Annotated in this window: 19 protein-coding genes; 7 read left to right on the top strand and 12 right to left on the bottom strand. The window is 68.7% G+C overall.

The genetic code is table 11. The features are described 5' to 3' along the window. Positions 1 to 21 precede the first annotated feature (21 nt). From E3T28_RS12000 to rsmI, 7 genes are all read right to left on the bottom strand, one after another. Positions 22 to 891, bottom strand: coding sequence for a MetQ/NlpA family ABC transporter substrate-binding protein (locus E3T28_RS12000; protein WP_134431463.1), 870 nt, complete (start codon positions 889 to 891; stop codon positions 22 to 24). 196 nt (positions 892 to 1,087) lie between these two features. Beyond that, a complete protein-coding gene (locus tag E3T28_RS11995) occupies positions 1,088 to 2,893 on the bottom strand; it encodes an ABC-F family ATP-binding cassette domain-containing protein (protein WP_134431460.1) in 1,806 nt (601 codons plus the stop codon). Between the two features lie 147 nt (positions 2,894 to 3,040). Beyond that, the gene (locus E3T28_RS11990) at positions 3,041 to 3,976 is read right to left on the bottom strand and encodes a 4-(cytidine 5'-diphospho)-2-C-methyl-D-erythritol kinase (protein ID WP_134431457.1); all 936 of its coding nucleotides are present in this window, start codon (positions 3,974 to 3,976) and stop codon (positions 3,041 to 3,043) included. Between the two features lie 74 nt (positions 3,977 to 4,050). Further along, positions 4,051 to 4,851, bottom strand: coding sequence for a 16S rRNA (adenine(1518)-N(6)/adenine(1519)-N(6))-dimethyltransferase RsmA (gene rsmA, locus E3T28_RS11985; RefSeq protein WP_241979318.1), 801 nt, complete (start codon positions 4,849 to 4,851; stop codon positions 4,051 to 4,053). Positions 4,852 to 5,132: 281 nt separating this feature from the next. After that, a complete protein-coding gene (locus tag E3T28_RS11980; RefSeq protein WP_174776792.1) occupies positions 5,133 to 6,089 on the bottom strand; it encodes a TatD family hydrolase in 957 nt (318 codons plus the stop codon). Next, positions 6,082 to 7,644 carry a methionine--tRNA ligase gene (gene metG, locus E3T28_RS11975; protein ID WP_134431451.1) on the bottom strand — a complete coding sequence of 521 codons (1,563 nt, stop codon included), beginning with the start codon at positions 7,642 to 7,644 and terminating at the stop codon, positions 6,082 to 6,084. The genes E3T28_RS11980 and metG overlap by 8 nt, the downstream gene beginning before the upstream one ends. Positions 7,645 to 7,831: 187 nt before the next feature. Then, positions 7,832 to 8,698, bottom strand: coding sequence for a 16S rRNA (cytidine(1402)-2'-O)-methyltransferase (gene rsmI / locus E3T28_RS11970; RefSeq protein ID WP_134431448.1), 867 nt, complete (start codon positions 8,696 to 8,698; stop codon positions 7,832 to 7,834). A 39-nt stretch (positions 8,699 to 8,737) separates the two neighbouring features. Between rsmI and E3T28_RS11965 the strand changes: the two genes are divergently transcribed. The 3 genes from E3T28_RS11965 to E3T28_RS11955 all read left to right on the top strand — a co-directional run bounded on the left by E3T28_RS11965 (position 8,738) and on the right by E3T28_RS11955 (position 12,613). Further along, complete coding sequence (locus E3T28_RS11965) at positions 8,738 to 10,225, top strand: dolichyl-phosphate-mannose--protein mannosyltransferase (protein ID WP_134431443.1); 1,488 nt, start codon at positions 8,738 to 8,740, stop codon at positions 10,223 to 10,225. Positions 10,226 to 10,407: 182 nt separating this feature from the next. Beyond that, positions 10,408 to 11,508: a fatty acid desaturase family protein gene (locus E3T28_RS11960; RefSeq protein ID WP_134431440.1), complete on the top strand. Its 1,101-nt coding sequence runs from the start codon at positions 10,408 to 10,410 to the stop codon at positions 11,506 to 11,508. Between the two features lie 112 nt (positions 11,509 to 11,620). Then, entirely contained in the window at positions 11,621 to 12,613 is a 993-nt protein-coding gene (locus E3T28_RS11955; RefSeq protein ID WP_134431437.1) for a YeiH family protein, read from the top strand. 172 nt (positions 12,614 to 12,785) lie between these two features. On the opposite strand, the gene E3T28_RS11950 is transcribed toward E3T28_RS11955, so the two are convergent. Further along, entirely contained in the window at positions 12,786 to 13,961 is a 1,176-nt protein-coding gene (locus tag E3T28_RS11950; protein ID WP_134431434.1) for an FAD-dependent oxidoreductase, read from the bottom strand. Between the two features lie 118 nt (positions 13,962 to 14,079). Between E3T28_RS11950 and E3T28_RS11945 the strand changes: the two genes are divergently transcribed. The 4 genes from E3T28_RS11945 (at position 14,080) to E3T28_RS11930 (ending at position 17,969) form a co-directional block, all read left to right on the top strand. After that, entirely contained in the window at positions 14,080 to 15,372 is a 1,293-nt protein-coding gene (locus E3T28_RS11945; protein ID WP_134431431.1) for an O-acetylhomoserine aminocarboxypropyltransferase/cysteine synthase family protein, read from the top strand. After that, positions 15,369 to 15,992: a CoA-binding protein gene (locus tag E3T28_RS11940; RefSeq protein WP_134431428.1), complete on the top strand. Its 624-nt coding sequence runs from the start codon at positions 15,369 to 15,371 to the stop codon at positions 15,990 to 15,992. The genes E3T28_RS11945 and E3T28_RS11940 overlap by 4 nt, the downstream gene beginning before the upstream one ends. A 42-nt stretch (positions 15,993 to 16,034) precedes the next feature. After that, a complete protein-coding gene (locus E3T28_RS11935; protein ID WP_134431425.1) occupies positions 16,035 to 17,408 on the top strand; it encodes an L-serine ammonia-lyase in 1,374 nt (457 codons plus the stop codon). A 75-nt stretch (positions 17,409 to 17,483) separates the two neighbouring features. Next, complete coding sequence (locus tag E3T28_RS11930) at positions 17,484 to 17,969, top strand: LysM peptidoglycan-binding domain-containing protein (protein WP_134431422.1); 486 nt, start codon at positions 17,484 to 17,486, stop codon at positions 17,967 to 17,969. 764 nt (positions 17,970 to 18,733) lie between these two features. On the opposite strand, the gene E3T28_RS11925 is transcribed toward E3T28_RS11930, so the two are convergent. From E3T28_RS11925 to E3T28_RS11910, 4 genes are all read right to left on the bottom strand, one after another. Beyond that, on the bottom strand, positions 18,734 to 19,783 hold the full coding sequence (locus E3T28_RS11925) for a Gfo/Idh/MocA family protein (protein WP_134431419.1): 1,050 nt from the start codon (positions 19,781 to 19,783) through the stop codon (positions 18,734 to 18,736). A 39-nt stretch (positions 19,784 to 19,822) separates the two neighbouring features. Next, positions 19,823 to 22,342: a DEAD/DEAH box helicase gene (locus E3T28_RS11920; protein WP_134431416.1), complete on the bottom strand. Its 2,520-nt coding sequence runs from the start codon at positions 22,340 to 22,342 to the stop codon at positions 19,823 to 19,825. Between the two features lie 58 nt (positions 22,343 to 22,400). Further along, the gene (locus E3T28_RS11915; RefSeq protein ID WP_241979313.1) at positions 22,401 to 22,727 is read right to left on the bottom strand and encodes an SHOCT domain-containing protein; all 327 of its coding nucleotides are present in this window, start codon (positions 22,725 to 22,727) and stop codon (positions 22,401 to 22,403) included. A gap of 79 nt (positions 22,728 to 22,806) precedes the next feature. After that, on the bottom strand, positions 22,807 to 23,247 hold the full coding sequence (locus E3T28_RS11910) for a DUF6325 family protein (protein ID WP_134431413.1): 441 nt from the start codon (positions 23,245 to 23,247) through the stop codon (positions 22,807 to 22,809). Between the last annotated feature and the right edge of the window lie 235 nt (positions 23,248 to 23,482).

The raw sequence follows: 23,482 nt of genomic DNA, 5'->3' as shown, positions 1-23,482 counted from the left end.
AACGGCGCAGGTCGGGCGGCGCTACTTCAGTGCTTTGGTGTCCTTCTCGACCGTGGCAAGGGACGACTCGAGGTCGGCGACCGGAGTCTGCACCATCACGGCGGACCCGGCGGACACGTCGAGCACGCCGTCCTGAACGGCCTTCGTTGTCTGGTAGATCTCGACCAGCTTCTGGTACGTGGGGTTGTCCTTGTCCTCGGCGCGGGCCGCGAAAACGTTCACGTACGGCAACGCGTTGGGGTCGGTGGGGTCGTCCTGGGCGAGGGCGTCCTCGACCTTTAGGCCGGCCTTCTCGACGAAGTCGTTGTTGATGATCGCAGCGGCGACGTCAGGAAGGGATGTGGCGGTGAGCGACGCCTCGAGCGCGGTCACGGTGACCTTGGACTTCTGGGTGTCGATGTCGTCGAGGGTCGAGTAGATGCTGCCGCCGTCGCTTAGCGTAATCAGCTTCGCGGACTGCAGCACGAGCAGCGCGCGGGCCAGGTTGCTCGCGTCGTTCGGCACCGCGACGGTGTCGCCCTTCTTGATCTCACTGACGTCGTCGTACTGGGTGGAGTACAGGGCGAGCGGGTAGATCGCGGTGGCGCCGACCGGCGTCAGGTCGTCCTTGCTGGCCACGTTGTATTCGGCGAGGTAGACGATGTGCTGGAACTGGTTCAGGTCGAGTTCGCCCGCGGAGAGGGCCGGGTTCGGCTGCCCGAATTCGGCGAAGTCGACGATGTCGACCGTGATGCCGGCATCCGCCGCGGCCTCCTCGTAGACGGCCCAGTAGGGGTCGCTGGCACCGACGACGCCGATCTTAACGGTCTCGTCGGCGGCCGCGCCAGAGCAACCGGCGAGCAGGGCTGCGAGCGGTACGACCGCGAGGGCGGCGAGCAGTTTCTTCTTCACGATGGGGTTCCCTTTGTCAGCTGTGGTGCCGTCTGGTCGGCGGCGGATGCCGGCGCGTTTTTCGGGCACAGAAGAACCACGGGTCGAGAAGGGGTGGGAGTCTGTGCCGCTGCATCGCGAGGCACGTTCCCAGGCTATCGGCAGATGCTGCGCCGCGTGCGCTGCTCCGTCACACGCGGTCACAGTATCTGCGACATTAGCCCTCGATCAGCTCAGACAGTTCGATCCAGCGGGTCTCGAAGCCGGCGATGGCGGACTCGAGCGTCTGCAGTTCGGAGCTGAGCGCACCGAGGCCGTCGAAGTCGGACTGGTCGTGCACGGCGAGGCTCTCGTGCAGGGCAGCGATCCGCGCGTTCTGCTTGGCGACCTTGCGGTCGATGGAGGCGAGTTCCTTCTGCGCGTTGCGGAGGTCGGCGCCGCCGATGGCGAGCTTGCGCACCGCCTTCCCGCCGGAGGTGTTCGACGCGTTCGCCTCGGCGGGCTTGTCGTTGCCGCTGGTCTGCCTCTTACGCATCTCGAGGTACTGGTCGACGCCGCCGGGCAGGTGGCGGAAGCCCCCCTCGGTGACCGCGTACTGGTTGTCGGTGACGCGCTCGATCAGGTACCGGTCGTGCGAGACGACGAGCAGGGTGCCGGGGAAGGAGTCGAGCAGATCTTCCATGGCCGCGAGCATGTCCGTGTCCAGGTCGTTGGTGGGCTCGTCGAGGATCAGCACGTTCGGCTCGTCGAGCACGATCAGGAGCAGCTGCAGGCGCCGCTTCTGGCCACCGGAGAGGTCCTTGACCTGCGTGGTCAGCTGGGCGCTCATGAAGCCCATGCGCTCGAGCATCTGGCCGGGCGTGATTTCCTTGCCGCCGGCCATGTACGACGTCTTTTGGCGGCCGATAACCTCGCTGACGCGGTCGTTCTGGATGCCGTCGAGCTCGAACAGCTGCTGGGTGAGCACGGCGACCTTGATGGTTTTGCCACGTTTGACCGTGCCCGTGGTGGGCATCAGCGTGCCGGCCACCAGGTTCAGCAGCGTGCTCTTGCCGGCGCCGTTGACGCCCATGATGCCGGTGCGCTCGCCCGGTGCGATGCGCCAGGTGATGTCGTTCAGCACCGTCTTCTCGCCGAACTTCACGCCGATGTCGATCAGGTCGACGACATCTTTGCCGAGTCGCTGCATGGCCATCGACTGCATTGACACGGTGTCGCGGGGCGGCGGCTCGTTCTCGATCAGCTCGTTGGCGGCGTCGATGCGGAACTTGGGCTTCGCGGTGCGGGCGGGGGCACCGCGCCGCAGCCAGGCCAGTTCCTTCTTCATCAGGTTCTGGCGCTTGCCCTCCATCACGCTGCTCATCCGGTCGCGTTCGACGCGCTGCAGGATGTAGGCGGCGTAGCCTCCCTCGAAGGGTTCGATCAGGCGGTCGTGCACCTCCCAGGTCATGTTGCAGACCTCGTCGAGGAACCACCGGTCGTGAGTGACGACCACCAGGCCGCCGGAGTTCGTGGCCCAGCGCGTCCGCAGGTGGCCGGCCAGCCAGGAGATGCCCTCCACGTCGAGGTGGTTGGTGGGCTCGTCGAGGAAGATGACATCATGGTCGCCGATCAGCACGGCGGCGAGGGCCACCCGGCGGCGCTGGCCACCGGAGAGGTCGTCGACGAGGGCATCCCAGGGGATGTCCCGCACGAGCCCGGCGATCACGTCGCGTACCTTAGCGTCGCCCGCCCAGACGTGCTCGTCGATACCGCCCACGATGGTGTGGCCCACGGTCTGGCCGGAGGCCAGGTCATCAGCCTGGTCGAGCATGCCGATGGTGACGCCGCGCCGGCGCGTGACGCGGCCCGAGTCGGGTTCCATCCGGCCGGCGAGCAGGCGCATGAGGGTGGACTTGCCGTCGCCGTTGCGGCCGACGACGCCGATCCGGTCGCCTTCGTTGAGACCGGCGGTGACGCTGTCGAAGATGACGCGGGTGGGGAATTCAAGGTGCAGGGACTCGGCCCCGAGCAAATGTGCCATAGCGAACCACTTTACCGGGCGCGGCTGACAGCCCCGCGCGCACCGGTTCCGCCCCCGATGGCCCGACTGTTGCCGAATCGGACATCTGTTGCCAGCACACCGGCAACAGTCGTCCGATTCGGCCACAGTTGCGGCAAAAAAGGGGAGCTAGTCGTGGATGATTCGGGCCCCGTGCACAGGCCCGGTGGCGCGCACCACGCGGAGGCGGGACGCGCTCAGGGCGACCTGCAGTTCGAGGGCGCTGTCGGCATCCGCGACCAGGAAGGCCACGGTCGGGCCGGAGCCGGACAGCAGGCCGGCCAACGCGCCGTTCGCCTCGCCCAGCTCGAGCACCGTGCCCAGCCCGGGGGCCAGGTGCAGCGCGGGGGCCTGCAGGTCGTTGTGCAGGGCCTCGGCCAGCATCCGCGGGTCGCCGGCCCGCAGCGCCTGCAGCACGTTGGCGTCGACGGTGGGCTGGATCTGAGCCGGAAAGATGTCCTGGGCGTGGCGCTCGCGGTGCCGGTCGAGCTCGTTGTAGACGCCCGGGGTCGAGAGGCCGAAGTCGGCGAGGGCAAGCACCCAATGGAACTGGCCCTTGGCCAGCGCGGGGCTGAGCTGATCGCCGCGGCCGGTGCCGATGGCGGTGCCGCCGGTGAAAGCGAACGGCACGTCGGCACCGAGGGTCGCGGCGATCTCGATCAGGTCGTCGCGGGTGGCGTCGGTTCCCCAGAGGGTGTCGCAGGCGAGGAGGGTGGCCGCGGCATCCGCCGACCCGCCGCCCATACCGCCCGCGATGGGCACGTTCTTCTCGATCGAGAGGCGCACTCCGCCGCGATAGCCGGCCTTGCGGGCCAGTGCCCGCGCGGCCTTGATAGCGAGGTTGCTACCATCGACGGCGAGGCCGGAGGCGTCGATGGGCCCGGTGAACTCGACCGAGAAGTCGTCGGCCGGCCAGGCGCGCACGTCTTCGAACAGCGACACGGCCTGGTAGGCGGTGGCTACCTCGTGGTATCCGTCTTCGAGGACCGCACCGACCTTGAGGAAGACGTTGATCTTGCCAGGCGCCCGCGCATGCACCACGGGGGAAGAGGCCACGTTGGTCATGTGACTAACCTAGCCCAGCCTCACCCGAGCGACTGCCCGGCGGCGCGGCCCGGGCGACCCCGGCGTGGGATCGTTCACGTGACGTTCAGCTGGGCCCGGGCAATCAGGAGAAAGTCCTCGACGGTGAGCTGCTCGCCGCGTTCGGTGGGGTCGATTCCGGCGCGCGTCATGACCTCGGTGGCGTTCGTGGAGTTGCCGAGGACGGACGACAGCGACTGGCGCAGCATCTTGCGGCGCTGCTGGAAGGCGGCGTCGACGAGGGCGAAGGTGGCGCGGCGCAGGTCCTCGGATTCGAGCGGCTCCGCTCGTCGTTCGAAGGCGATCAGGATCGAATCGACGCCGGGGACCGGCCAAAACACCTGCCGGCTGACCTTGCCGGCGGTGCGGAACGCCCCGTACCAGGCGGCCTTCACACTCGGGCTGCCGTAGACCTTACTGCCGGACGGCGCCGCGAGGCGCTCCCCCACTTCGGCCTGCACCATGACCACTCCGGCCCGGATCGAGGCGAAGTTCTCCAGCAGGTAGAGCAGCACCGGCACCGACACGTTGTAGGGCAGGTTCGCCACGAGGCGGCTCGGGTCGCCGGGCAGTTCGGTGATCTTGAGCGCGTCGTCACGGATGACCGTGAGCGGTGCCCCCGGGTGCATGAGCTCGACCGTCAGTGGCAGCTGCTCGGCGAGCCGGTCGTCGATCTCCACGGCCACGACGCTCGCACCGATCTCGAGCAGCCCCAGCGTGAGGGACCCCAGCCCGGGGCCGACCTCGAGCACGGTGTCGCCGGGCGAGACGGTCGCGACCTTGACGATGCGGCGCACGGTGTTGCCGTCGATGACGAAGTTCTGGCCGAGCTTCTTAGTGGGGTTGACGCCCAGCATCTCGGCCAGGTCGCGGATCTCGGCGGGGCCGAGAAGGGAGCGGACGGCAGGCGCGGCGGGAGTACCGGCCTCCGGTTCGGCAACGGAGTCGGGTGCGTCCGCGTCCGGTTCGGCAGCGGAGTCGGATGCGTCCGCATCCGGTTCGGCAGCGGAGTTCGTGGGCCCGGCATCCGTTTCGGAAGCAACCGGTGCGGCGTGCCGGCCGGCGGTCTCGGCGTCGCCGGTGGCGCGGATGCCGATCTCGGGTTCGTCTCCGGGGTCGTAGCCGTGGCGGGGCGGGGTCATGCGAGGCCTCCGAACGGGCGGGTTCCGGGCTCGGTGGTCTCGGCGACGGTCACCGGTTCGGTATCCCACCGTCCGTAGACGAGCTCGGTATTGGACGAGATCTGGGTGGCGAGAATGCTGACATCCGTTTCGAGGTGGTCGGCCATCGCGCGCAGGGTGTGCGGCAGCAAATACGGCGCGTTCGGGCGGCCGCGGAAGGGTGCGGGGGTGAGGAACGGGGCATCCGTTTCGACCAGAAGCAGAGCGCGCGGCACCGCGGCCAGGGCCTCGCGCAGGTTTTGGGCGTTCTTGAAGGTCACGGTTCCGGCGAAGGAGAGGTACCAACCGTTGTCGGCAAGGATGCGGGCCATCTCGGCGTCGCCGGAAAAGCAGTGGAAGACGGTGCGCTCGGGCGCGCCGACCCGCAACAGCGTCTCGATCACGGCGGAGTGGGCGTCGCGGTCGTGGATCTGCAACGCGAGGCCGTTGCGCTTGGCGATCTCGATGTGCGCCTCGAAGGAGCGGAGCTGGCTGGCGTGCCCGTCGGGGCCGGTCCGGAAGAAGTCCAGGCCGGTCTCCCCGATGGCGACCACACGCGGGCGGGTGGCCAGTTCGGCGATCTCGGCCAGGGCGTCGTCGAGGGTGCCGGCGGCGTCGTAGACGGGGGCCTCGTTGGGGTGGATGGCGACGGCCGCGAGCATGCGCGGCTCCCGGGCGGCCATCGCAGCCGACCAGCGCGAGGTCTCCAGGTCGCCGCCGACCTGGATGACGCCGCGCACGCCGACGCTGGAGGCGCGGTCGAGTTGCTCGGCCACGGTGAGCGACTGGTCGCCGTCGCCGATTTCCAGGTGGGTGTGGTTGTCGTAGACCGGCACGCCGAGCGGGTCGGGCAGCGGCGGGTAGCTCAGGTCCCGGCCGGCGCCCTTGTCGCGCTGGCGCACGGGGCCGGCCTCGGACTCGGGCTCGTTAGCCAACCGTGGCCTCGATGCGCGGGAACAGCGCTTCGAGCGGCGAGACCCGCGGGCCGCCGGTCCACTCCCAGGCACGGTCGATGCGCTGGTCGCTGACCAGGCCGGAGCCGCCGAGAGCGGTCCAGAGCTTCGCGGTGGCCTGCGGCACGACCGGCGAGAGCAGCACGGCGAGCGTGCCCAGTCCACGCATTGCGGTGGCGAGCACGGCCTCGAGGCGGGCCCGGTTGGCCGGGTCCTTGGCCAGGGCCCAGGGCTCTTGCGCGGTGATGTAGCCGTTGAGGTCGTCGACCAGCTCCCAGATCGCGGCGATGGCCTCGTGGATGGCGAGGTGGCCGATGGCCAGCGTGGCGGCATCCGTGACCCGCTTCTCGGTGCCGCGAATGAGCTCGTCGGCATCGCTGAACTCGCCGACGACGGGGATCTCGCCGTCGCAATAGCGCACGACCATGGCGATCACGCGGGAGGCGAGGTTGCCGAAGCCGTTGGCCAGCTCGGACTGGTATCGGGCGGACAGGTCTTCCCAGGAGAAGGAGCCGTCCTGGCCGAAGCTGATCGCGCGCATGAAGTAGTAGCGGAAGGCGTCGGAACCGAACGTGTCGGTGATCTGGCTCGGGGCGATACCGGTGAGCTTGGACTTGCTCATCTTCTCGCCGCCCACCAGCAGCCAGCCGTGGCCGAAGACCTGGCGGGGCACCTCGATGCCCGCGGCGAGCAGCATGGCCGGCCAGATCACGGCGTGGAAGCGCAGGATGTCCTTGCCCACGACATGCGTCGCCGGCCAGAGGCGGCTGAACTTCTCGTCGTCGTGACCGTAGCCGGCGGCGGTGATGTAGTTGAGCAAGGCGTCGAACCAGACATAGACCACGTGGCTGTCGTCCCACGGCACCTTGATGCCCCAGTCGAAGCTGGATCGGGAGATCGACAGGTCGCTCAGGCCCTGCTTGACGAAGGAGATGACCTCGTTGCGCGCAGATTCGGGCTGTACGAAGTTCGGGTTCTCCTCATACAGGGCGAGAAGCTGGTCGCCGAACGTGCTCATCCGGAAGAAGTAGTTCTTCTCGTGCAGCAGCTCGCAGGGGATGGAGTGGATGGCGCAGACCTGCTGCCCGACGTACTCGCCGACCCCCTCGATGAGGTCGCTGGGCTGCTTGTACTCCTCGCAGCCGACGCAGTAGAAGCCCTCGTACTCGCCGGTGTAGATGTGTCCGGCGTCGTAGAGGTGCTGCAGGAATTTCTGCGCGTTCACCTCGTGGCGCACATCGGTGGTGCGGATGAAGTCATCGTTCCGAATGTCGACCGTCGCAAGCAGCGGCTTCCACGCGGTCTCGACCAGGCGGTCGGCCCACTCCTTCGGAGTCACACCGTTGGCGGTCGCGGTACGCAGGATCTTCTGCCCGTGCTCGTCCGTACCGGTCAGTAGCCAGGCATCCTCGCCGGACTGCCGGTGCCAGCGTGCGAGCACGTCGGCGGCCACCTCGGTATAGGCGTGCCCGATGTGGGGGACATCATTCACATAGAAAATGGGCGTGGTGATGTAAAAAGATGAGCCGTCGGACATGCTCTCAGTCTATTAGGAGCGGCGGATGCCCCTGGCCGCGTTACCGTTCTCGGCGCTCGACACGGCGGTGGGCGCAGTCGGGCCTGACGAATTCGACGGAGATTTTGGGTGGAACGACCCGATTTGGCCCGAATAACGGCTCTGAGAGCACAATCTCCGTCGAATTGGTTGGGAGCGAGCGGGAACGTCAGGGCAGCGGAAGGGCCTGGAAGTCCGTGCGGACCGCGGCGGGCCTGCCCGTCTTCTGCTCCAGCGCCGCCTCGTAGAGGGCGCGCTTGCCGAGCCCGGAGGCGGCGGACACATCGGCGGCGGCATCCTTGAGACGGATGCCCGACTCCACCAGTGCGAGCACCTCGGCCACCCCGGTCTCCAGGTCCAGTACGCGCGCCTCGGCCCCGGCGACCACGATGGCAATCTCGCCCTTGACCCCGGCGGCGGCCCACTCGGCCAGCTCGGTGGCCGTGCCCCGCTTCACTTCTTCATAGAACTTGGTCAGCTCGCGGCAGACCACGACGCGGCGCTCGGCGCCGAGCACAGCGGCCAGATCGGTCAGGGAGGCCGCCAGCCGGTTGGGCGATTCGAAGAAGACCATGGTGCGCCGTTCCGAAGACACCTCCCGCAGGGCCGAGACCCGGTCTCCGTGCTTGCGCGGGAGGAAGCCCTCGAAGGTGAACCGGTCCGTCGGCAGCCCGGACACGGCCAGCGCGGCAAGAACGGCCGACGGCCCTGGCAGCACGGACACAACGACGCCGGCCGCCACCGCGGCGTCCACCAGGTGGAAACCGGGGTCGGACACCGTCGGCATCCCCGCGTCGCTGAGCACCAGGATGTCGGTGTCGCGGGCGAGTTCGACGAGCTCGGCCGCCTTGCCGCGCTCGTTGTGGTCGTGCAGGCTGATCAGCCGCGGGCGGTTCTCGATGCCCAGCGCCTTCAGAAGGTGCACGGTCACCCGGGTGTCCTCGGCTGCGATGACCGTCATCGTGCCGAGCGCCTCGATCAGACGCGCCGACGCGTCGCCCAGGTTTCCGATCGGGGTGGCTGCCAGGAGGATCATGGTCCCAGTCTCGCAGCCCCGGCTCACTACGATGGTCACGTGTTCCTGACAAGCCGCGTTTTCCGCTGGGCCGGACCGCTGGCGGTGACCCTGCTCGCGGCCGTGCTGCGACTCTGGAACCTGGGTGCGCCGCATTCGCTGGTGTTCGACGAGACCTTCTACGTCAAGGACGCCTGGACCCTTTTCAACCTTGGCTACGAGTCGACCTGGCCCGAGGGAGCGGATGCCCTCTTCGCCGCCGGGCAGACCGACGTCTTCCTGTCCGACCCGTCGTTCGTGGTGCATCCACCGCTCGGAAAATGGCTGATCGCCCTGGGCATGGCGTTCGGCGGAACCGAACACAGCTGGAGCTGGCGGATCGCCACCGCCCTGATCGGCGTACTCGCGGTCGTGCTGGTGATGCTGATCGCCCAGAGGCTGTTCCGGTCGACCGTGCTGGCCGTGATCGCCGGGTTCCTCTTCGCCATCGACGGCAACGCCATCGTGATGTCGCGCGTGGCCCTGCTGGACAACTCCGTGATGTTCTTCACGCTCCTCGGATTCGGCGCCGTGCTGCTCGACCGGGACTGGCACGCCAACCGGCTGACCCTCCGCCTCACGCAGGCGCGAGACGCCGGGCGGGACCCGGGGTGGGGGCCGACCCTGTGGTGGCGGCCCTGGCTGCTCGCGGCCGGCCTCGCCTTCGGACTCGCCTGCAGCGTCAAGTGGTCGGGCATCTACTTCCTGGCTGCCTTCGGCGTCTACCTGGTCGTCGTCGACGCCCTCGCCCGGCGGCGTGCCGGGCTCCCGTTCTGGCTGAGCGCCGCCGTGCTCAAGCAGGCGCCGGCGACATTCCTGTTGATCGTTCCGGTCTCCGTCGCCACCTACCTGGTCTCCTGGACCGGCTGGTTCGTCACCCAGGGAGGCTACTACCGCGACTGGGCGACCACGCCCGGGGCAGCTTGGACGGGCACCCTGGCCTGGGTGCCCGACACCGTGCAGAGCTTCTGGCACTACCAGGTGGCGGCATACACCTATCACGTGGGGCTGTCCACGCCGCATCCGTACCAGGCGAACCCGCTGACCTGGTTGTTCATGACCCGCCCGACCAGCATGTACTACCGCGGGTCGTCGCTGGGCGAGAACGGATGCGACGTCACCACCTGCTCCGAGGCGATCTCCGGCATCGCGAACCCGCTGATCTGGTGGGCGGCCACGGCGGCGCTCTTCTACCTCGGGTACCGGCTGGCGCGCTACCGCGAGTGGCAGGTCGGTTTGATCCTGATGGGGCTGGTCGCCGGCTACCTGCCGTGGCTGATGTATCTGAACCGCACGGTGTTCCAGTTCTACACGATCGCGTTCGAGCCGTACCTGCTCCTCGGCCTCACTTTCGTGCTCGGTCTCCTCCTCCCCAGGGCACGCTGGGTCGTGGTCGGCTTCCTGGTGGCGGCCGCGCTCATCAGCGCGTATTTCTACCCGCTCTGGACCGGCATCCAAACCCCGTTCCCGTTCTGGCAGCTGCACATTTGGCTGCCCAGCTGGCGCTGACATTCACGTGCACTTCCGGGAAACTGAATGCCACTCATATGCCTCTGTGGGCATATAGCGACTGGGAAAGCGGTGTGAAAACTCCCTTCCCGACGGGGTGCGGCCCATAGGATACAAGTATCTGTTTCACGAGTGTTTGCTCTATCACCGGCTGAGAAGTCCGAATACAAACCAAAGGCCTCATGTCGGAAGCTGTTGCCGCACCCACGGTGCGTATTGTCAAGACCCGCCCGGGTGGCGATTCGAAAAACCCCACCACCGAGTATTCATCGCTGCTGCACACCGTGCGCAACCTTGGCCTGCTGAAACGTGCCACCGGTTTCTACTGGTTCGTCTTCTCCATGCTCGTCCTCGCCACCCTGGGAACCGGGACCGCCTTCGTGCTGCTCGGCGATAGCTGGTACCAGCTCATCGTCGCCGGCGTGCTCGGAATCATCCTCACCCAGTACGCGTTTCTCGCCCATGAGGCGTCGCACCGTCAGGTGTTCGAGGGTGGCCGCGCGAATGACCGCGCCGGGCGCATCCTCGCCAACCTGTTCGTCGGCATCAGCTACGCCTGGTGGATGAACAAGCACAGCCGTCACCACGCCAACCCGAACGTCATCGGCAAGGACCCCGACATCGCCCCCGACTTCATCGTGTTCCGCGAGGAAGACGCCGCGAAGGTCAGCTGGATCGGCTCGTTCGTCACCCGCAAGCAGGGTTACCTCTTCTTCCCACTGCTGATGGCCGAAGGATTCAACCTGCACGTGCAGGGCTTCAAGACCGTCTTCGGCAAGAAGAAGGTCGACAAGCGCTGGCTTGAGATCAGCATGCTGTCCACCCGCATCGTTCTCTACGTCGCCGTGATCTTCTACTTCCTGCCCCTCGGCATGGCGTTCGCGTTCATCGGCGTGCAGCTGGCCGTCTTCGGCGTCTACATGGGCGCGTCCTTCGCGCCGAACCACAAGGGCATGCCGCAGCTTCCCCACGAGAGCAAGGTGGACTTCCTGCGCCGCCAGGTGCTGACCTCCCGCAACATCCGCGGCGGCACGTTCATGGACACGTTCATGGGCGGTCTGAACTACCAGGTCGAGCACCACCTGTTCCCGAACATGGCCCGGCCGCACCTGCGCAAGGCGCAGGAGATCACCAAGGAGTACTGCAAGTCGCACAACATCCTTTACACGGAGACGTCGCTCTTCGAGTCGTACGGCATCGTCATCGCCTACTTGAACAAGGTCGGACTCGGCGCCCGCGACCCGTTCGACTGCCCGATGGTCGCCCGGTTCCACCACCGATAGAACCGAACCGACAGGCACGGCGGGGGGTGCGGAAGGGTCCGCCCCCCTTTTTCGTCGGTTCGGCGACGGTTCGGCGACGCGCGGCGGGACATCCGCGCGTAAACTTGCCCGAATGTGGCTGCCCGGGGTGCTCGTCGCGGCCGCCGCCGCGCTTCTCGCCGCAACGGTGCACGCTCTCTTTCCCGCACTTCCACTGCTCACCCTCGCGGTGGTCTTCGGAATCGTCGCCGGCAATCTTCCGCCCGCCCGCCGGGCGGTGACCGGGATCCTGGCCCCGGGCCTGAAGCTCGCGGCGAGCCGGTTCATGCGCATCGGCATCGTGCTGCTCGGCCTGAAGTTGAGCCTGGTGGACATCCTGGGCCTCGGCTGGGTTACGATCCTGACCACCGTGCTGATCGTGCTGATCACCTTCGTCGGCACGTACTGGCTCGGCCGCGCGGTTCGCCTGCCCGGGCGCCAGCCGATCCTGATCGCCACCGGCTTCTCGATCTGCGGGGCTTCAGCGATCGGCGCGATGAGCGGGGTGGTCAAGGCGAAGGATGCCGACACCGCCACCCCGATCGCCTTGGTCACCCTCTGCGGAACGCTGGCCATCGCGGTGCTGCCTGCGCTGTGGCATCCGCTTGGCCTGACCGAACTGCAGTTCGGGCACTGGGTCGGCGCGGGCGTGCACGACGTCGGCCAGGTGGTCGCGACCGCGCAGGTCGCCGGGCCGGCTGCGCTCGCCGTGGCCGTGGTCGTGAAGCTCACCCGGGTGCTGCTGCTCGCACCCCTCGTCGCCGTCGCCGCAGTCGGCGAACGTCGCCGCGAGACGCGTGTCGCCTCGGTGACGGATGCCCCCGCGTTCCGTCCGCCGATCATGCCGCTGTTTGTCGTCGGGTTCCTGGTCGCCGTGCTCGTGCGCACGTTCGTGCCGCTGCCGGGAGCCGTGCTGGTCGGCGCGGACACCGTGCAGACCTCCCTGCTCGCGATCGCGCTCTTCGGGCTCGGCGCTGCGGTGAACCTCCGGTCCCTCCGGCGCACCGGGGGCAAGGCCCTCGGCGTGGGTCTGACCTCGTGGACGCTGATCGCCGGACTCGCCTTCCTGGCCGTGCAGCTGCCCTGAGCGGCTACCGCCCGGTCCAGGCCGCGCCAAGCCGCGCATAGCCGGCCCTAGCCGCTTCGACCCGAACGAATTCGACGGAGATTTTCCGGGAAATGGCGCAAAACAGCCCGGAATCGGGCTCTGTGCTTAAAATCTCCGTCGAATTGGTTCAACGTCGGACCGGCCGCTCAGCTCAGCGGCGTGCGAGCCAGCCGCCGGCATCGGCGTTCGGCGCCCGGTTCAGGGCGAAGAGCGGCGACGCGGCGGCGGCATCCGTTGCCAGGTCCGCGAGGATTCGCCCCACCACCGGCGTGAACTTGAAGCCGTGGCCGCTGAAGCCGGCACCCACGATCACCGGGCCCACCCGGTCCAGCACGAAGTCTTCGTCGACTGTCGTCGTGTAGGTGCAGCTGACCGGTTCGAGCGCCCCGGGGTCGGCGCCGGGCAGCCACTCCCGCACATAACGCGCCAGGCCGGCCAGTTGAACGGGCTCGGGTCGGAAGCTGCGCGCATCCGGATCGGTGCCGGGCCCCACGCCGTGCCAGCCCGCCTTGATCCCCTGGCCGGGCGTGTACATGCCGTAGACCGGCGAGTACCAGTAGCCGTAGCGCGGGTCGGACCAGGCCGGTGAGTGGTTGAAGCCGGGCCACTCGGTCTCGGCGCGCGCGGCGGCGGCCGGGGAGCCGTCGCGCAGGGCGAAGTGCGCCGGCTGCTCCTGCGTCACGGTGAGGCGCGGCAACGGCACCACCCCGGCCAGCAGGCCGCCGGTCCACGCGCCGACCGTGACGACGACGCGGCGGGCAAGCACCGTGCCGAACTCGTGGGTCACGCGTACCCGGTCCTCGCCCTGCACCTCGAGCCGCAACACGCGCACCCCGTGCCGCACGTCGGCGCCGGCGACGACCGCGGCGGCCTGCAGGGCGGCGACCGCGGCATCCGCGTTCACCCGACCCGCGTCGGGGGCGAACAGCACCCGGCCATCGAAGCGGATGCCCGGCCAGCGTTCGGCCGCGGCCTCCGGCGCGAGGAACTCGGCGCCCAGGCCTACCCGGGACAACGCGGCCGCCACCCGGTCGAACGACGGATTCGCCCCGTGGTTGACGACGCCGACCTGGCTGAGCAGGCGGCTCTGCGTCTCGGCTTCCAGCTCGCGCCACAGCGGCAGCGCCTCGGCGAGCCTTGACACGTAGGTCGGTTCCGCGTAGGCGGTGTTGAAATTGCGGGAGGCGCCATGCGAAGCGCCGTTGACGTGCCCGGGTTCGAACCGCTCCAGCACGGTGACCGGTCGGCCCCGCCGCGCCAGCTGCCAGGCCGTCGCCGACCCCATCGCCCCGCCGCCGATGACGACCGTCTCCACGCTCTCTTCCATGCCCCCATCCTGCCCGACAGCCCGAAGCAGGGGCAGCAAGGACGAACCACGGCGACATCCGTTTCGTACTGTTACGCCCCCGGACTGAACGCCCGCCGATCCTCGCTAACGTAAGGCCATGGCAGATCGCGAGTACGGTTTCAAGACCCGGGCAATCCACGCAGGCAACATCCCCGACGCCGTCACCGGCGCCCGGGCCCTGCCGATCTACCAGACCAGCGCATTCGTCTTTGATGACACGAAGGATGCCGCGGCCCGGTTCGCCCTACAGAAGTACGGCAACGTCTACTCCCGCCTCTCGAACCCGACCGTGGCGGCATTCGAAGAACGCGTGGCCAGCCTCGAGGGCGGACTCGGCGCCGTCGCCACCGCCAGCGGCCTCTCCGCGCAGTACATCACCTTCGCCAGCCTCGCCGGCTCGGGCGACCACATCGTCTCCAGCGCGAACCTCTACGGCGGCTCGATCACCCAGCTCGACGTGACCCTGCGCCGTTTCGGGGTCGAGACGACGTTCGTGCGGAGCGCGGATCCGGCCGACTACGCCGCCGCGATCACCGAGAAGACCAAGTTGATCTTCGCCGAGACGGTGGCCAACCCGTCCGGCGAGGTCGCCGATATCGAGGGGCTCGCCGCCGTCGCCCACGCGGCCGGGATCCCCCTGGTGATCGACTCGACCATCGCCACGCCCTACCTGACCCGGCCGATCGAGTGGGGCGCCGACATCGTGATCCACTCCGCCACCAAATTCCTCGGCGGGCACGGTACCACGCTCGGTGGAGTCGTCGTCGAGAGCGGACGCTTCGACTGGCACAGCGACAAGTTCCCGCTCTTCGGCGAGCCGGTGCCCAGCTACGGCGGCCTCGAGTGGGCCGGCAACTTCGGCGAGTACGCCTTCCTCACCCGGCTGCGCGCCGAGCAGCTGCGCGACATCGGGCCGGCCCTCTCCCCGCACTCCGCGTTCCTGCTCGCGCAGGGCGTCGAGACGCTGCCGTTCCGCATGCAGGCGCACGTGGACAACGCACGCGTCGTGGCCGAATGGCTCGACGCGGACCCGAGGATCGACTTCGTCAACTGGGCCGGGCTGCCGGCCCATCCGCACTACCAGCGCGGCCTCAAATACCTGCCGAAGGGTCCCGGCTCGGTTTTCAGCTTCGGGGTCACGGGCGGCCGCGACGCCGGGCGCAGCTTCATCGAATCGGTCGACCTGGCCAGCCACCTCGCCAACATCGGAGACGCCAAGACCCTGGTCATCCACCCGGCCTCCACCACCCACGCGCAGTTGAACGAGACCCAGCTCGTGGACGCCGGCGTCCTGCCCGGCCTCGTGCGCATCAGCGTGGGCATCGAAGACGTCGAGGACATCATCTACGATCTCGACCAGGCCCTCGGCCGGATCGCGGGCGCCAAATGAGCGGGCATCACCTGAACAGCGACACCGTCTCCGGCACCACCCCGGCCACGGCTGCCACCGCACATGACACCGTGCACCTCGCCAACGGGCTCAGCTGCTCGGTTCCCACCGGTTCCCCGCTCGCGAAGCTGCTGAAATCCCAGCGCACCTGGGAAGGCCCCGACGCCAAGGCCCGGTTGAAGATCCTGCGGGCGGCGAAGTCGATCGCCATCGTCGGCGCGTCGCCGAACCCGGCCCGCTCCAGCTATTTCGTGGGCACCTACCTGCAGCAGTCGAGCGACTACCGGGTGTACTTCGTCAACCCGAACGCGAAGACCATCCTCGGCGAAACGGCGTACCCCGACCTCGCGTCGCTGCCCGAGGTGCCCGACATCGTCGACGTCTTCCGCCGGGCCGGCGACATCCCCGCCGTGATCGACGAGGTTCTCGCCATTGGTGCCCCCACCGTCTGGGTGCAACTCGGTATCTGGAACCAGGAGGCCGCCGAATACGGTGAATCGAAGGGCCTCACCGTGGTGATGGACCGTTGCATCAAGATCGAGCACGCCCGGTTCCACGGCGGGCTGCACCTCCTCGGGTTCGACACCGGCCAGATCACGGCGCGCACGACCATCCGCTGACCGTGCCCCGGCGTGGCACCGGGTCACGGTTACGATGGTGCGATGACTGCGTATGTGTCGGCACTCGACCTCTTCTCCATTGGAATCGGCCCCTCCAGCTCCCACACGGTCGGCCCGATGCGGGCGGCGCTCACCTTCGCCGACCACCTCCGCGACGGTGGTCGACTCTCCGAGGTGGCCCGGATCAGCTGCTCCCTGTACGGCTCGCTCGGCTCCACCGGGCTCGGGCACGGCACACCCGACGCGGTGCTGGCCGGCCTCGCCGGGCTGCGCCCCGAGACCTGCGACCCAGATGCCGTACGCTCTGCCTGGTCCGGCCTGGCCGACGACGCCGTGCTCCTGCTCGGCGGCAGCCATCCCATTCCGGTCCGCAAGGACGATGTCGCCTTCGAGGCACGCACCCGGTTGCCCGGTCACCCCAATGCGCTGACGCTGACGGCCTGGGGCCACGACGGCCTCCCCCTGCTGGAAGAGACCTGGTACTCGATCGGCGGCGGTTTCATCCGCCGCGACGGCGACCCGATCGGCCCCGGCCGGTGCGCACCGCAGCCGAGGCAGTATTCCTCCAGCGCCGAACTCCTCGCCCTCTGCGATCTCGACGACGTCGCCATCTGCGACATCGCCCGCGCCAACGAGGAGGCGATCCACGGGGCCGCGGCGCTCGACGCCGGCCTTGACGCTATCTGGGACGCCATGCACGTCTGCGTGGAGGCCGGGCTCGCGGCCACTGGCACCCTCCCTGGCGGCCTCCGCGTCAAGCGCCGCGCCGCCGCGATACGCATGCAGCTTGAGGAATATGACCGGTTGCCGCTGCGCGAACGCGACACCTCGACCGAGTGGTTGCACGCCTTCGCCCTTGCCGTCAACGAGGAGAACGCCGCCGGAGGCCGCGTGGTCACCGCCCCCACCAACGGCGCGGCCGGCATCATCCCCGCGGTCGGCCACTACTACCTGCGCTTCGTACCCGGAGCGGATGCCGCGGGCATCCGTCGCTATCTACTCACCGCCGTCGCCATCGGTTCGCTCGTCAAAGCCAACGCCTCCATCTCCGGGGCGGAGGGCGGCTGCCAGGCCGAGGTCGGTTCCGCCTGCGCCATGGCATCCGGCGCCCTCTGCGCCGTGCTCGGCGGTACGCCGCGGCAGGTGGAGAACGCGGCCGAGATCGCGATGGAGCACCACCTGGGCCTCACCTGCGACCCCGTCGGCGGGCTCGTGCAAGTGCCCTGCATCGAGCGCAACGCCATCGCCTCCTCGACGGCCGTGTCGGCAGCCCGGCTGGCCCTGCACGGCGACGGCACGCACCTCGTCTCCCTCGACGCCGTGATCGAAACCATGCGCCAGACCGGCCTGGACATGTCGACCAAGTACAAGGAGACCAGCGAGGGTGGGCTCGCGGTCAATGTGATCGAATGCTGACACCGCCACCCGCGGCCTAAACTGGCAGCATCCGCTCAGGGGATCGAGCGGCGCTTTCTTTGAGGGGGACATCCGATGAATTCTGCTCGACCGACACCCGCCCACCCAGCGGCCCGGGCCGCTCTGGCCGCCCTGCTGCTGCTGCCGCTCGCCCTGGCCGGTTGCGCCGGCGCCCCGGCCCCGGTGGTCACCGCGACCGTGACCGTGACGCCCACCCCGACGCCCACGCCGACGCCGACGCCGACATCCGTACCCGAGGCCGTCGTCGCGCCGGATCCGACCATCACGCCCAACGCCGAGGCCGTGCCGGCCGAGCCGCTGCCTGAGGGCCCGGCCGTCGACCTGGGTGCCGCCGTCGGTGCCGCCGGCGCCCCTGTCACCGACGGCGCGGGTGCCCCGAGCAGCTACTCTGTGCTGGAGGGCGACGACTTCTTCGCCATCGCACAACGGTTCGACCTGCCGGTGCAGCAGCTGCTGCGCATGAACCCCTCGGTGTCGGGCCTGGGCGAGGACATCTATATCCGGGACGTGATCAACCTCGACTGGACCACCACCGGGTAGCACCTCCGGCGGCACTTTCCCAGCTTCCCGATAGGGCCCCGATAGCCGACTCCCCAACAGTGATGACACGCCTCGAACGTCGGGGCGGCACAGAAGTGGAGTCCCCATGAAGAAGCTTCTGAAAGTACTCGTCGGCACCGCCATCGTCGGTTCCGTGCTCGGCGCCGGAGCGTTCCGCCTGACCCAGGTCAGTTCCGCATCCACCCCGACGGATGTCCCGAGCGCCACCTCGACGCCCGACCCCGGCAACTCGACTGACACCCCGGCGAACCCCGAAAAGCGCACGACCACGCGGACGACGACACCGACCCCGGCCCGGATGGCACCGACACCGGTGCGGGCACGGATGCCGACGTCCCGGATGGCACGGACGGCACCGCGAGCGAGGCCCTGTAACGCCTCCGCCCCGAACGAATTCGACGGAGATTTTGCCAAATCCGGCCCTGAACACGCCGCTACGGTGCGTTTTCCCGAAAATCTCCGTCGAATTCGTTCGCCTCCGGCACGGCACTCCTCCGGCACGGCACTCCTCCGGCACGGCACTCCTCCGGCACGGCACCCCTCCGGCACGGCACCCCTCCGGCACGGCACCCCTCCGGCACGGCACCCCTCCGGCACGGCACTCCTCCGGCACGGCACAGCACGCCACCGGAACGGCGCTGCGCTCCGCCACCCCGTGCCGCGCGGCGCTGCACGGCACCCACGGGTGCGGCCGATCGTGACCGACCGGGGATACCGCGACGGAGGGGCCGGGACTGACCCGGCTAGTGGGTCAGCAGGTTGATGCGCTCGATCAGGGCGATCGTGCGCAGCGACTCACGCGGGTCCACGGGCACCGGGGCCCCGCGCAGGATCGCGTCGGCGAGACCGGTGTAGAACGCCGCGTAGTTGCCGCGTTCGGCCGGCACCCGGGTCAGCGACCCGTCACGTCCGAGCATGCCCCAGGCGGACTCCGGATCGACCCCGAAACCCGGGTCGGTCGGGCGCGCCCCGGCAGCGAGGGCGGCCTCCTGGCCGTCGAGTCCCCACTTGGTGTAGCCGGATTCGGAGCCGAGCACGTGGAAGCGCGGGCCGACCTGGGCGGCGATGCCGTTCATCCACAGGTGCGAGCGCACCCCCGACCCGTGGTGCAGCGCCACGAAGGTGTCGTCGTCGGCGGCCCCTCCCGGCCGTCGCGTCACGGTCTCCGCGTAGACGCCGTCGACCGGACCGAACAGCGCCAGGGCCTGGTCGATCAGGTGCGCGCCGAGATCGAACAGCACCCCGCCGCCCTGCTGGATGGTCGCGCCGACCTTCCACTGCTTGGTCTGCTCGGGCTTCCACCACTCGAACCGGGACTCGAATCGGCGAACCTCGCCCAACGCCCCCGCGGCGATTACGCCGCGCAGGGTGAGGAAGTCGCCGTCCCAGCGCCGATTCTGGAAGACGGTGAGCAGCAGACCGAGACGCTGGGCCTTCTCGATCAGGCCGCGGCCCTCCCGGGGAGTCACCGCGAACGGCTTGTCGACGACCACGGCGAGCCCGGCGTCGAGGGCCGCGTGGGCGAGCTCGACGTGCGTGCCCGAGGGCGAGCCGATCACGACCAGGTCCAGGTCGTCGGCGGCGGCGAACAGGTCGTCCGCGGTCGGCACCAGGCGAACACCCGGGTGCCGCCCGCCGGCCAGCTCGCGCCGTGCCGGGTCACGGGTCACGATCAGGTCAAGCGAGAACTCGGGGTTCGCGGCGAGGAGCGGGCTGTGGAACACGCGCCCGGACGTGCCGAACCCGATCAGTCCGGTGCGGATGGGGGCGACGGATGCTGGGGACGGCGTCATACTCCCACGGTACTCCCGCGGACGCTTCCGTCCGCGTCCCTACGGCCGGTTCACCCCGGTGACCCGCAGGACGGCGGCGCCGAGCTCGTCGGAGTCGGCCAGGTCGACCGTGGCGCTGATGCCCCAGTCGTGGTCCCCCGCCGGGTCGTCGAAGATCTGTCGCACGGTCCAGACGGATGCGCCCTCGTCGAAGATGATCAGGCCAGCGCTGCGCGCATTCGCCCCGGTCAGCAACTCATCGTGTTCGGCGTAGTAGCCGTCCATGGCGTCGCCCCAGGCATCCGCGTGGAAACCGTGCTCTCGGTCCAGTTCGCCCAGCGCGTCGTAGTTCTCGAGCGCGGCCAGCTGCACCCGGCGGAAGAGCTCGTTGCGCACCAGTATCCGGAACGCGCGCGCATTGGTGGTCAGGCGGCGCGGCGCGGGCGGCAGCACCGACTGAGCCGCACCCGCGTGCACGGTCAGGTCCGGGTGGATGAGTTCCTCCCACTCGTCGAGCAGGCTCGAGTCGACCTGGCGCACCAGCTCGCCCAGCCATTCGATCAGGTCCAGCAGGTCCTCCGTCTTGGCGTCGTCGGGGATGGTCTGCCGGGCGGCCCGGTAGGCGTCCGAGAGGTAGCGCAGCACGACGCCCTCGCTCCGGGCGAGCTTGTAGAACGCCACGAACTCGCCGAACGACATGGCCCGCTCGTACATGTCCCGCACGACCGTCTTCGGGCTGAGCTCGAAGTCGGCGATCCACGGCTGGGATTCCTTGTAGGTGGTGAAGGTGTAGTCCAGCAACTCCTCGAGCGGCTTCGGCCAGGTGATCTCCTCGAGCAGCGCCATCCGCTCGTCGTATTCGATGCCCTCGCGTTTCATGGCGTTCACGGCCTCGCCGCGGGCCGCGAACTGCTGGCCCATCAGCACCGGACGCGGGTCGTCGAGGGTGGCCTCGACGATGGACATCATGTCGAGGGCGTAGTGGCCGCTGCCAGGCCCGGCCACGTCGGGGTCGGCGTCGAGCAGGTCGAACGCGGCGAGCGCGAAGGGCGACAAAGGCTGGTTGAGGGCGAAATTCGGCTGCAAATCAACGGTCAGACGGATGTCCCCGGTCGCGCTCTGCTCGACGATCCCGGCCGACCGCAGGGTCTTGTAGATGCCCAGGGCACGCCGGGCGTGCGCGAGCTGGCGCTTCCAGGGTTCGTGGTTGTCGAAGATCAGCGCGTGGACGTGGCCGAACGCGTCGCCGCCGCGACCGATCACGTTGATCAGCATCGCCGCGGTCATCTGCATGCTCGAGTGCATGGTTTCGGGCTCGGCGGCTACGAGCCGCTGGAACGAGGGCTCACCCCAGGAGACGAAACCCTCGGGCGCCTTCTTGCGGATGATCTTGCGCTTCTTCTTGGGGTCGTCGCCGGCCTTCTCGATGGCCTTGAGGTTGTCGGTCTCGTGGTCCGGCGCCTGGATGACCACCGTTCCGGCCGTGTCGTAGCCGGCCCGGCCCGCGCGGCCCGCGATCTGGTGGAACTCGCGGGCGTTGAGCTGGCGCATCTTGACGCCGTCGTACTTGGTGAGCGCGGTGAAGAGCACGGTGCGGATCGGCACGTTGATGCCCACGCCGAGGGTGTCGGTGCCGCAGATGACGCGGAGCAGGCCGCGCTGGGCGAGCTGCTCGACCAGGCGGCGGTACTTGGGCAGCATGCCTGCGTGGTGCACGCCGATACCCATCCGGATCAGCCGGGACAGGGTCTTGCCGAAACTCGTCGTGAAGCGGAATTCGCCGATCAGTTCGGCGATCGCCTCCTTCTGATCCTTGGTGGCCACCTTGACGCTGCTGAGCGCCTGGGCCCGTTCGAGCGCGGCCGCCTGCGCGAAGTGCACGATGTAGATCGGGGCCTGCCCGGTCTTCAGCAGTTCCTCCACGGTCTCGTGCACGGGCGTGGTCTCGTAGTAGTAGTGCAGCGGCACGGGCCGTTCCACTCCCGTGACGACCGCGGTGGGCCGCCGGGTGCGGCGGGACAGGTCGTCGGCGATGAAGGTGACGTCGCCGAGGGTCGCCGACATCAAGATGAACTGAACCCCGGGCAGCAGGAGCAGCGGCACCTGCCAGGCCCAGCCACGATCGGGGTCGCCGTAGAAGTGGAACTCGTCCATCACGACCTGGTCGACGGGGGTGTCCTCACCGTTACGCAGGGCGAGGTTGGCGAGGATCTCGGCCGTGCAGCAGATGATCGGGGCGTCCGCGTTGACCGATGAGTCCCCGGTCATCATGCCCACGTTCTCGGCGCCGAAGATCTCCACCAGCGCGAAGAACTTCTCGCTGACGAGGGCCTTGATCGGCGCCGTGTAAAAGGTGCGCTTGCCGGCCGAGAGCGCGGCGAAGTGCGCGCCGACGGCGACCAGGGACTTGCCGGTGCCGGTCGGGGTGCTCAGGATCAGGTTCGCCCCGGAGACGATCTCGATCAGGGCTTCCTCCTGAGCGGGGTAGAGGGACAGTCCCTGCTCACCCGCCCACGTTTCGAAGGCCTCGAACAGCACATCGGGATCGGTGACGTGCGGGAGAGCGGTGAGGGTTGCCATGATCCTTCGATCCTGCCCTATTCCACTGGGCGTCCGCTCCGCACCCGGCGGCCGGGGGTCAGATCCCGAGGATCTTGGCCTTCGCCGCCGAGAACTCGGCCTCGCTGATGACGCCGGCCGTTTTCAGGGTGGCCAGCCGCTCGATCTGCGCGCCCAGGTCGTCGGCGGCCGGCGCGGGCTCCGCCTGCTGCTGGTACTGCTGCTCGACCGCGGCCTGCTGCCGGTACTGCTGGTCGGCTACGGCCTGCTGCTCGGCGGCCTGCTGGTCCGCTTTGCCCTGCTGGCGCCGGCTCACGTTGCCGGCGACCGCGGTCGCTGTTCCGGCCACCACGGCGGTGCGGGCCATGGTGCCTACCAGGCCGGGTCGGCCCATTCGTCGAGGCATTGTGTTCCTTTCATCGGGCCCGGACACGCCGGGCCGGTCTCAGATTGTGTGCTGGTCAGGTCTGCTGCGGGCGGCGGAGCTAGTCCGTGTCGGTGTCGCCCTCGGCGAGAGCCCCGAGCACTTCCTCGACCACCATTCCGGGGATCCGGACGGTGTCGACGAGTATCCCGCCGGAATTCACGATGGCGTCCCGCAGGGGCTTGATCCAGGTGTGTTCGAAGACCAGGATCGCCGCCGAGCAGTTGTCGTCCAGCTTCGCCGCGAGCTCCTGCACATCGTCGTCGGAGAGGAGGCCGTTGATCGTGTCCATGACCTCGGTGAGCGCCGACGCATCGACGCTGGCGCCGAGTTCCTCGAATTCCGAATAGGTGATCGTTCCTTCGGCATCCTTCATCACGAACAGACCGTCGACGATGCTGATCGTCTCGGCATCGACGAGGTCGTTCAGCGCCGGCATGATCTCGCCCGTGAACCTGTTTCCGGGGAATTCGACGACCAGGATTTCGATGGGACCAAGCATGGGTTCTCCTCCGGTTGAGCGTGGACACAGGGACGATAAACCCGATCACCCCGGCTATCAAGGGCCATTGCGGGAGGACTCACAGCCCGCAAATCTAAGCTGGCGGAATGGCCAGCCGCGGATTTTTTTCGTCCCCTCCTCCGACGCCGCCCGCGCCCGAACCCCCGGCCCGATCCGCCGCGTCGCGGCCCGGGCCGCCCGCGGCTGCCGGCGTGGCCGCCGCCCTCGCCGGCCT

This window comes from Cryobacterium sinapicolor (assembly GCF_004403465.1).
Lineage (GTDB): Bacteria > Actinomycetota > Actinomycetes > Actinomycetales > Microbacteriaceae > Cryobacterium > Cryobacterium sinapicolor.
The sequence above is the reverse complement of the archived record's forward strand: the minus strand, read 5'-3'. Positions and strand labels throughout refer to the sequence as shown.

Coding starts and splice junctions, on each gene's coding strand:
- metG (WP_134431451.1), bottom strand. CDS start 7,644: ATGTCCGACGGCTCATCTTTTTACATCACCACGCCCATTTTCTATGTG.
- rsmA (WP_241979318.1), bottom strand. CDS start 4,851: ATGCTGGGCGTCAACCCCACTAAGAAGCTCGGCCAGAACTTCGTCATC.
- E3T28_RS11955 (WP_134431437.1), top strand. CDS start 11,621: ATGTGGCTGCCCGGGGTGCTCGTCGCGGCCGCCGCCGCGCTTCTCGCC.
- E3T28_RS11945 (WP_134431431.1), top strand. CDS start 14,080: ATGGCAGATCGCGAGTACGGTTTCAAGACCCGGGCAATCCACGCAGGC.
- rsmI (WP_134431448.1), bottom strand. CDS start 8,698: ATGATCCTCCTGGCAGCCACCCCGATCGGAAACCTGGGCGACGCGTCG.
- E3T28_RS11910 (WP_134431413.1), bottom strand. CDS start 23,247: ATGCTTGGTCCCATCGAAATCCTGGTCGTCGAATTCCCCGGAAACAGG.
- E3T28_RS11995 (WP_134431460.1), bottom strand. CDS start 2,893: ATGGCACATTTGCTCGGGGCCGAGTCCCTGCACCTTGAATTCCCCACC.
- E3T28_RS11930 (WP_134431422.1), top strand. CDS start 17,484: ATGAATTCTGCTCGACCGACACCCGCCCACCCAGCGGCCCGGGCCGCT.
- E3T28_RS11915 (WP_241979313.1), bottom strand. CDS start 22,727: ATGCCTCGACGAATGGGCCGACCCGGCCTGGTAGGCACCATGGCCCGC.
- E3T28_RS11950 (WP_134431434.1), bottom strand. CDS start 13,961: ATGGAAGAGAGCGTGGAGACGGTCGTCATCGGCGGCGGGGCGATGGGG.
- E3T28_RS11925 (WP_134431419.1), bottom strand. CDS start 19,783: ATGACGCCGTCCCCAGCATCCGTCGCCCCCATCCGCACCGGACTGATC.
- E3T28_RS11920 (WP_134431416.1), bottom strand. CDS start 22,342: ATGGCAACCCTCACCGCTCTCCCGCACGTCACCGATCCCGATGTGCTG.
- E3T28_RS11935 (WP_134431425.1), top strand. CDS start 16,035: ATGACTGCGTATGTGTCGGCACTCGACCTCTTCTCCATTGGAATCGGC.
- E3T28_RS11960 (WP_134431440.1), top strand. CDS start 10,408: ATGTCGGAAGCTGTTGCCGCACCCACGGTGCGTATTGTCAAGACCCGC.
- E3T28_RS11990 (WP_134431457.1), bottom strand. CDS start 3,976: ATGACCAACGTGGCCTCTTCCCCCGTGGTGCATGCGCGGGCGCCTGGC.
- E3T28_RS11940 (WP_134431428.1), top strand. CDS start 15,369: ATGAGCGGGCATCACCTGAACAGCGACACCGTCTCCGGCACCACCCCG.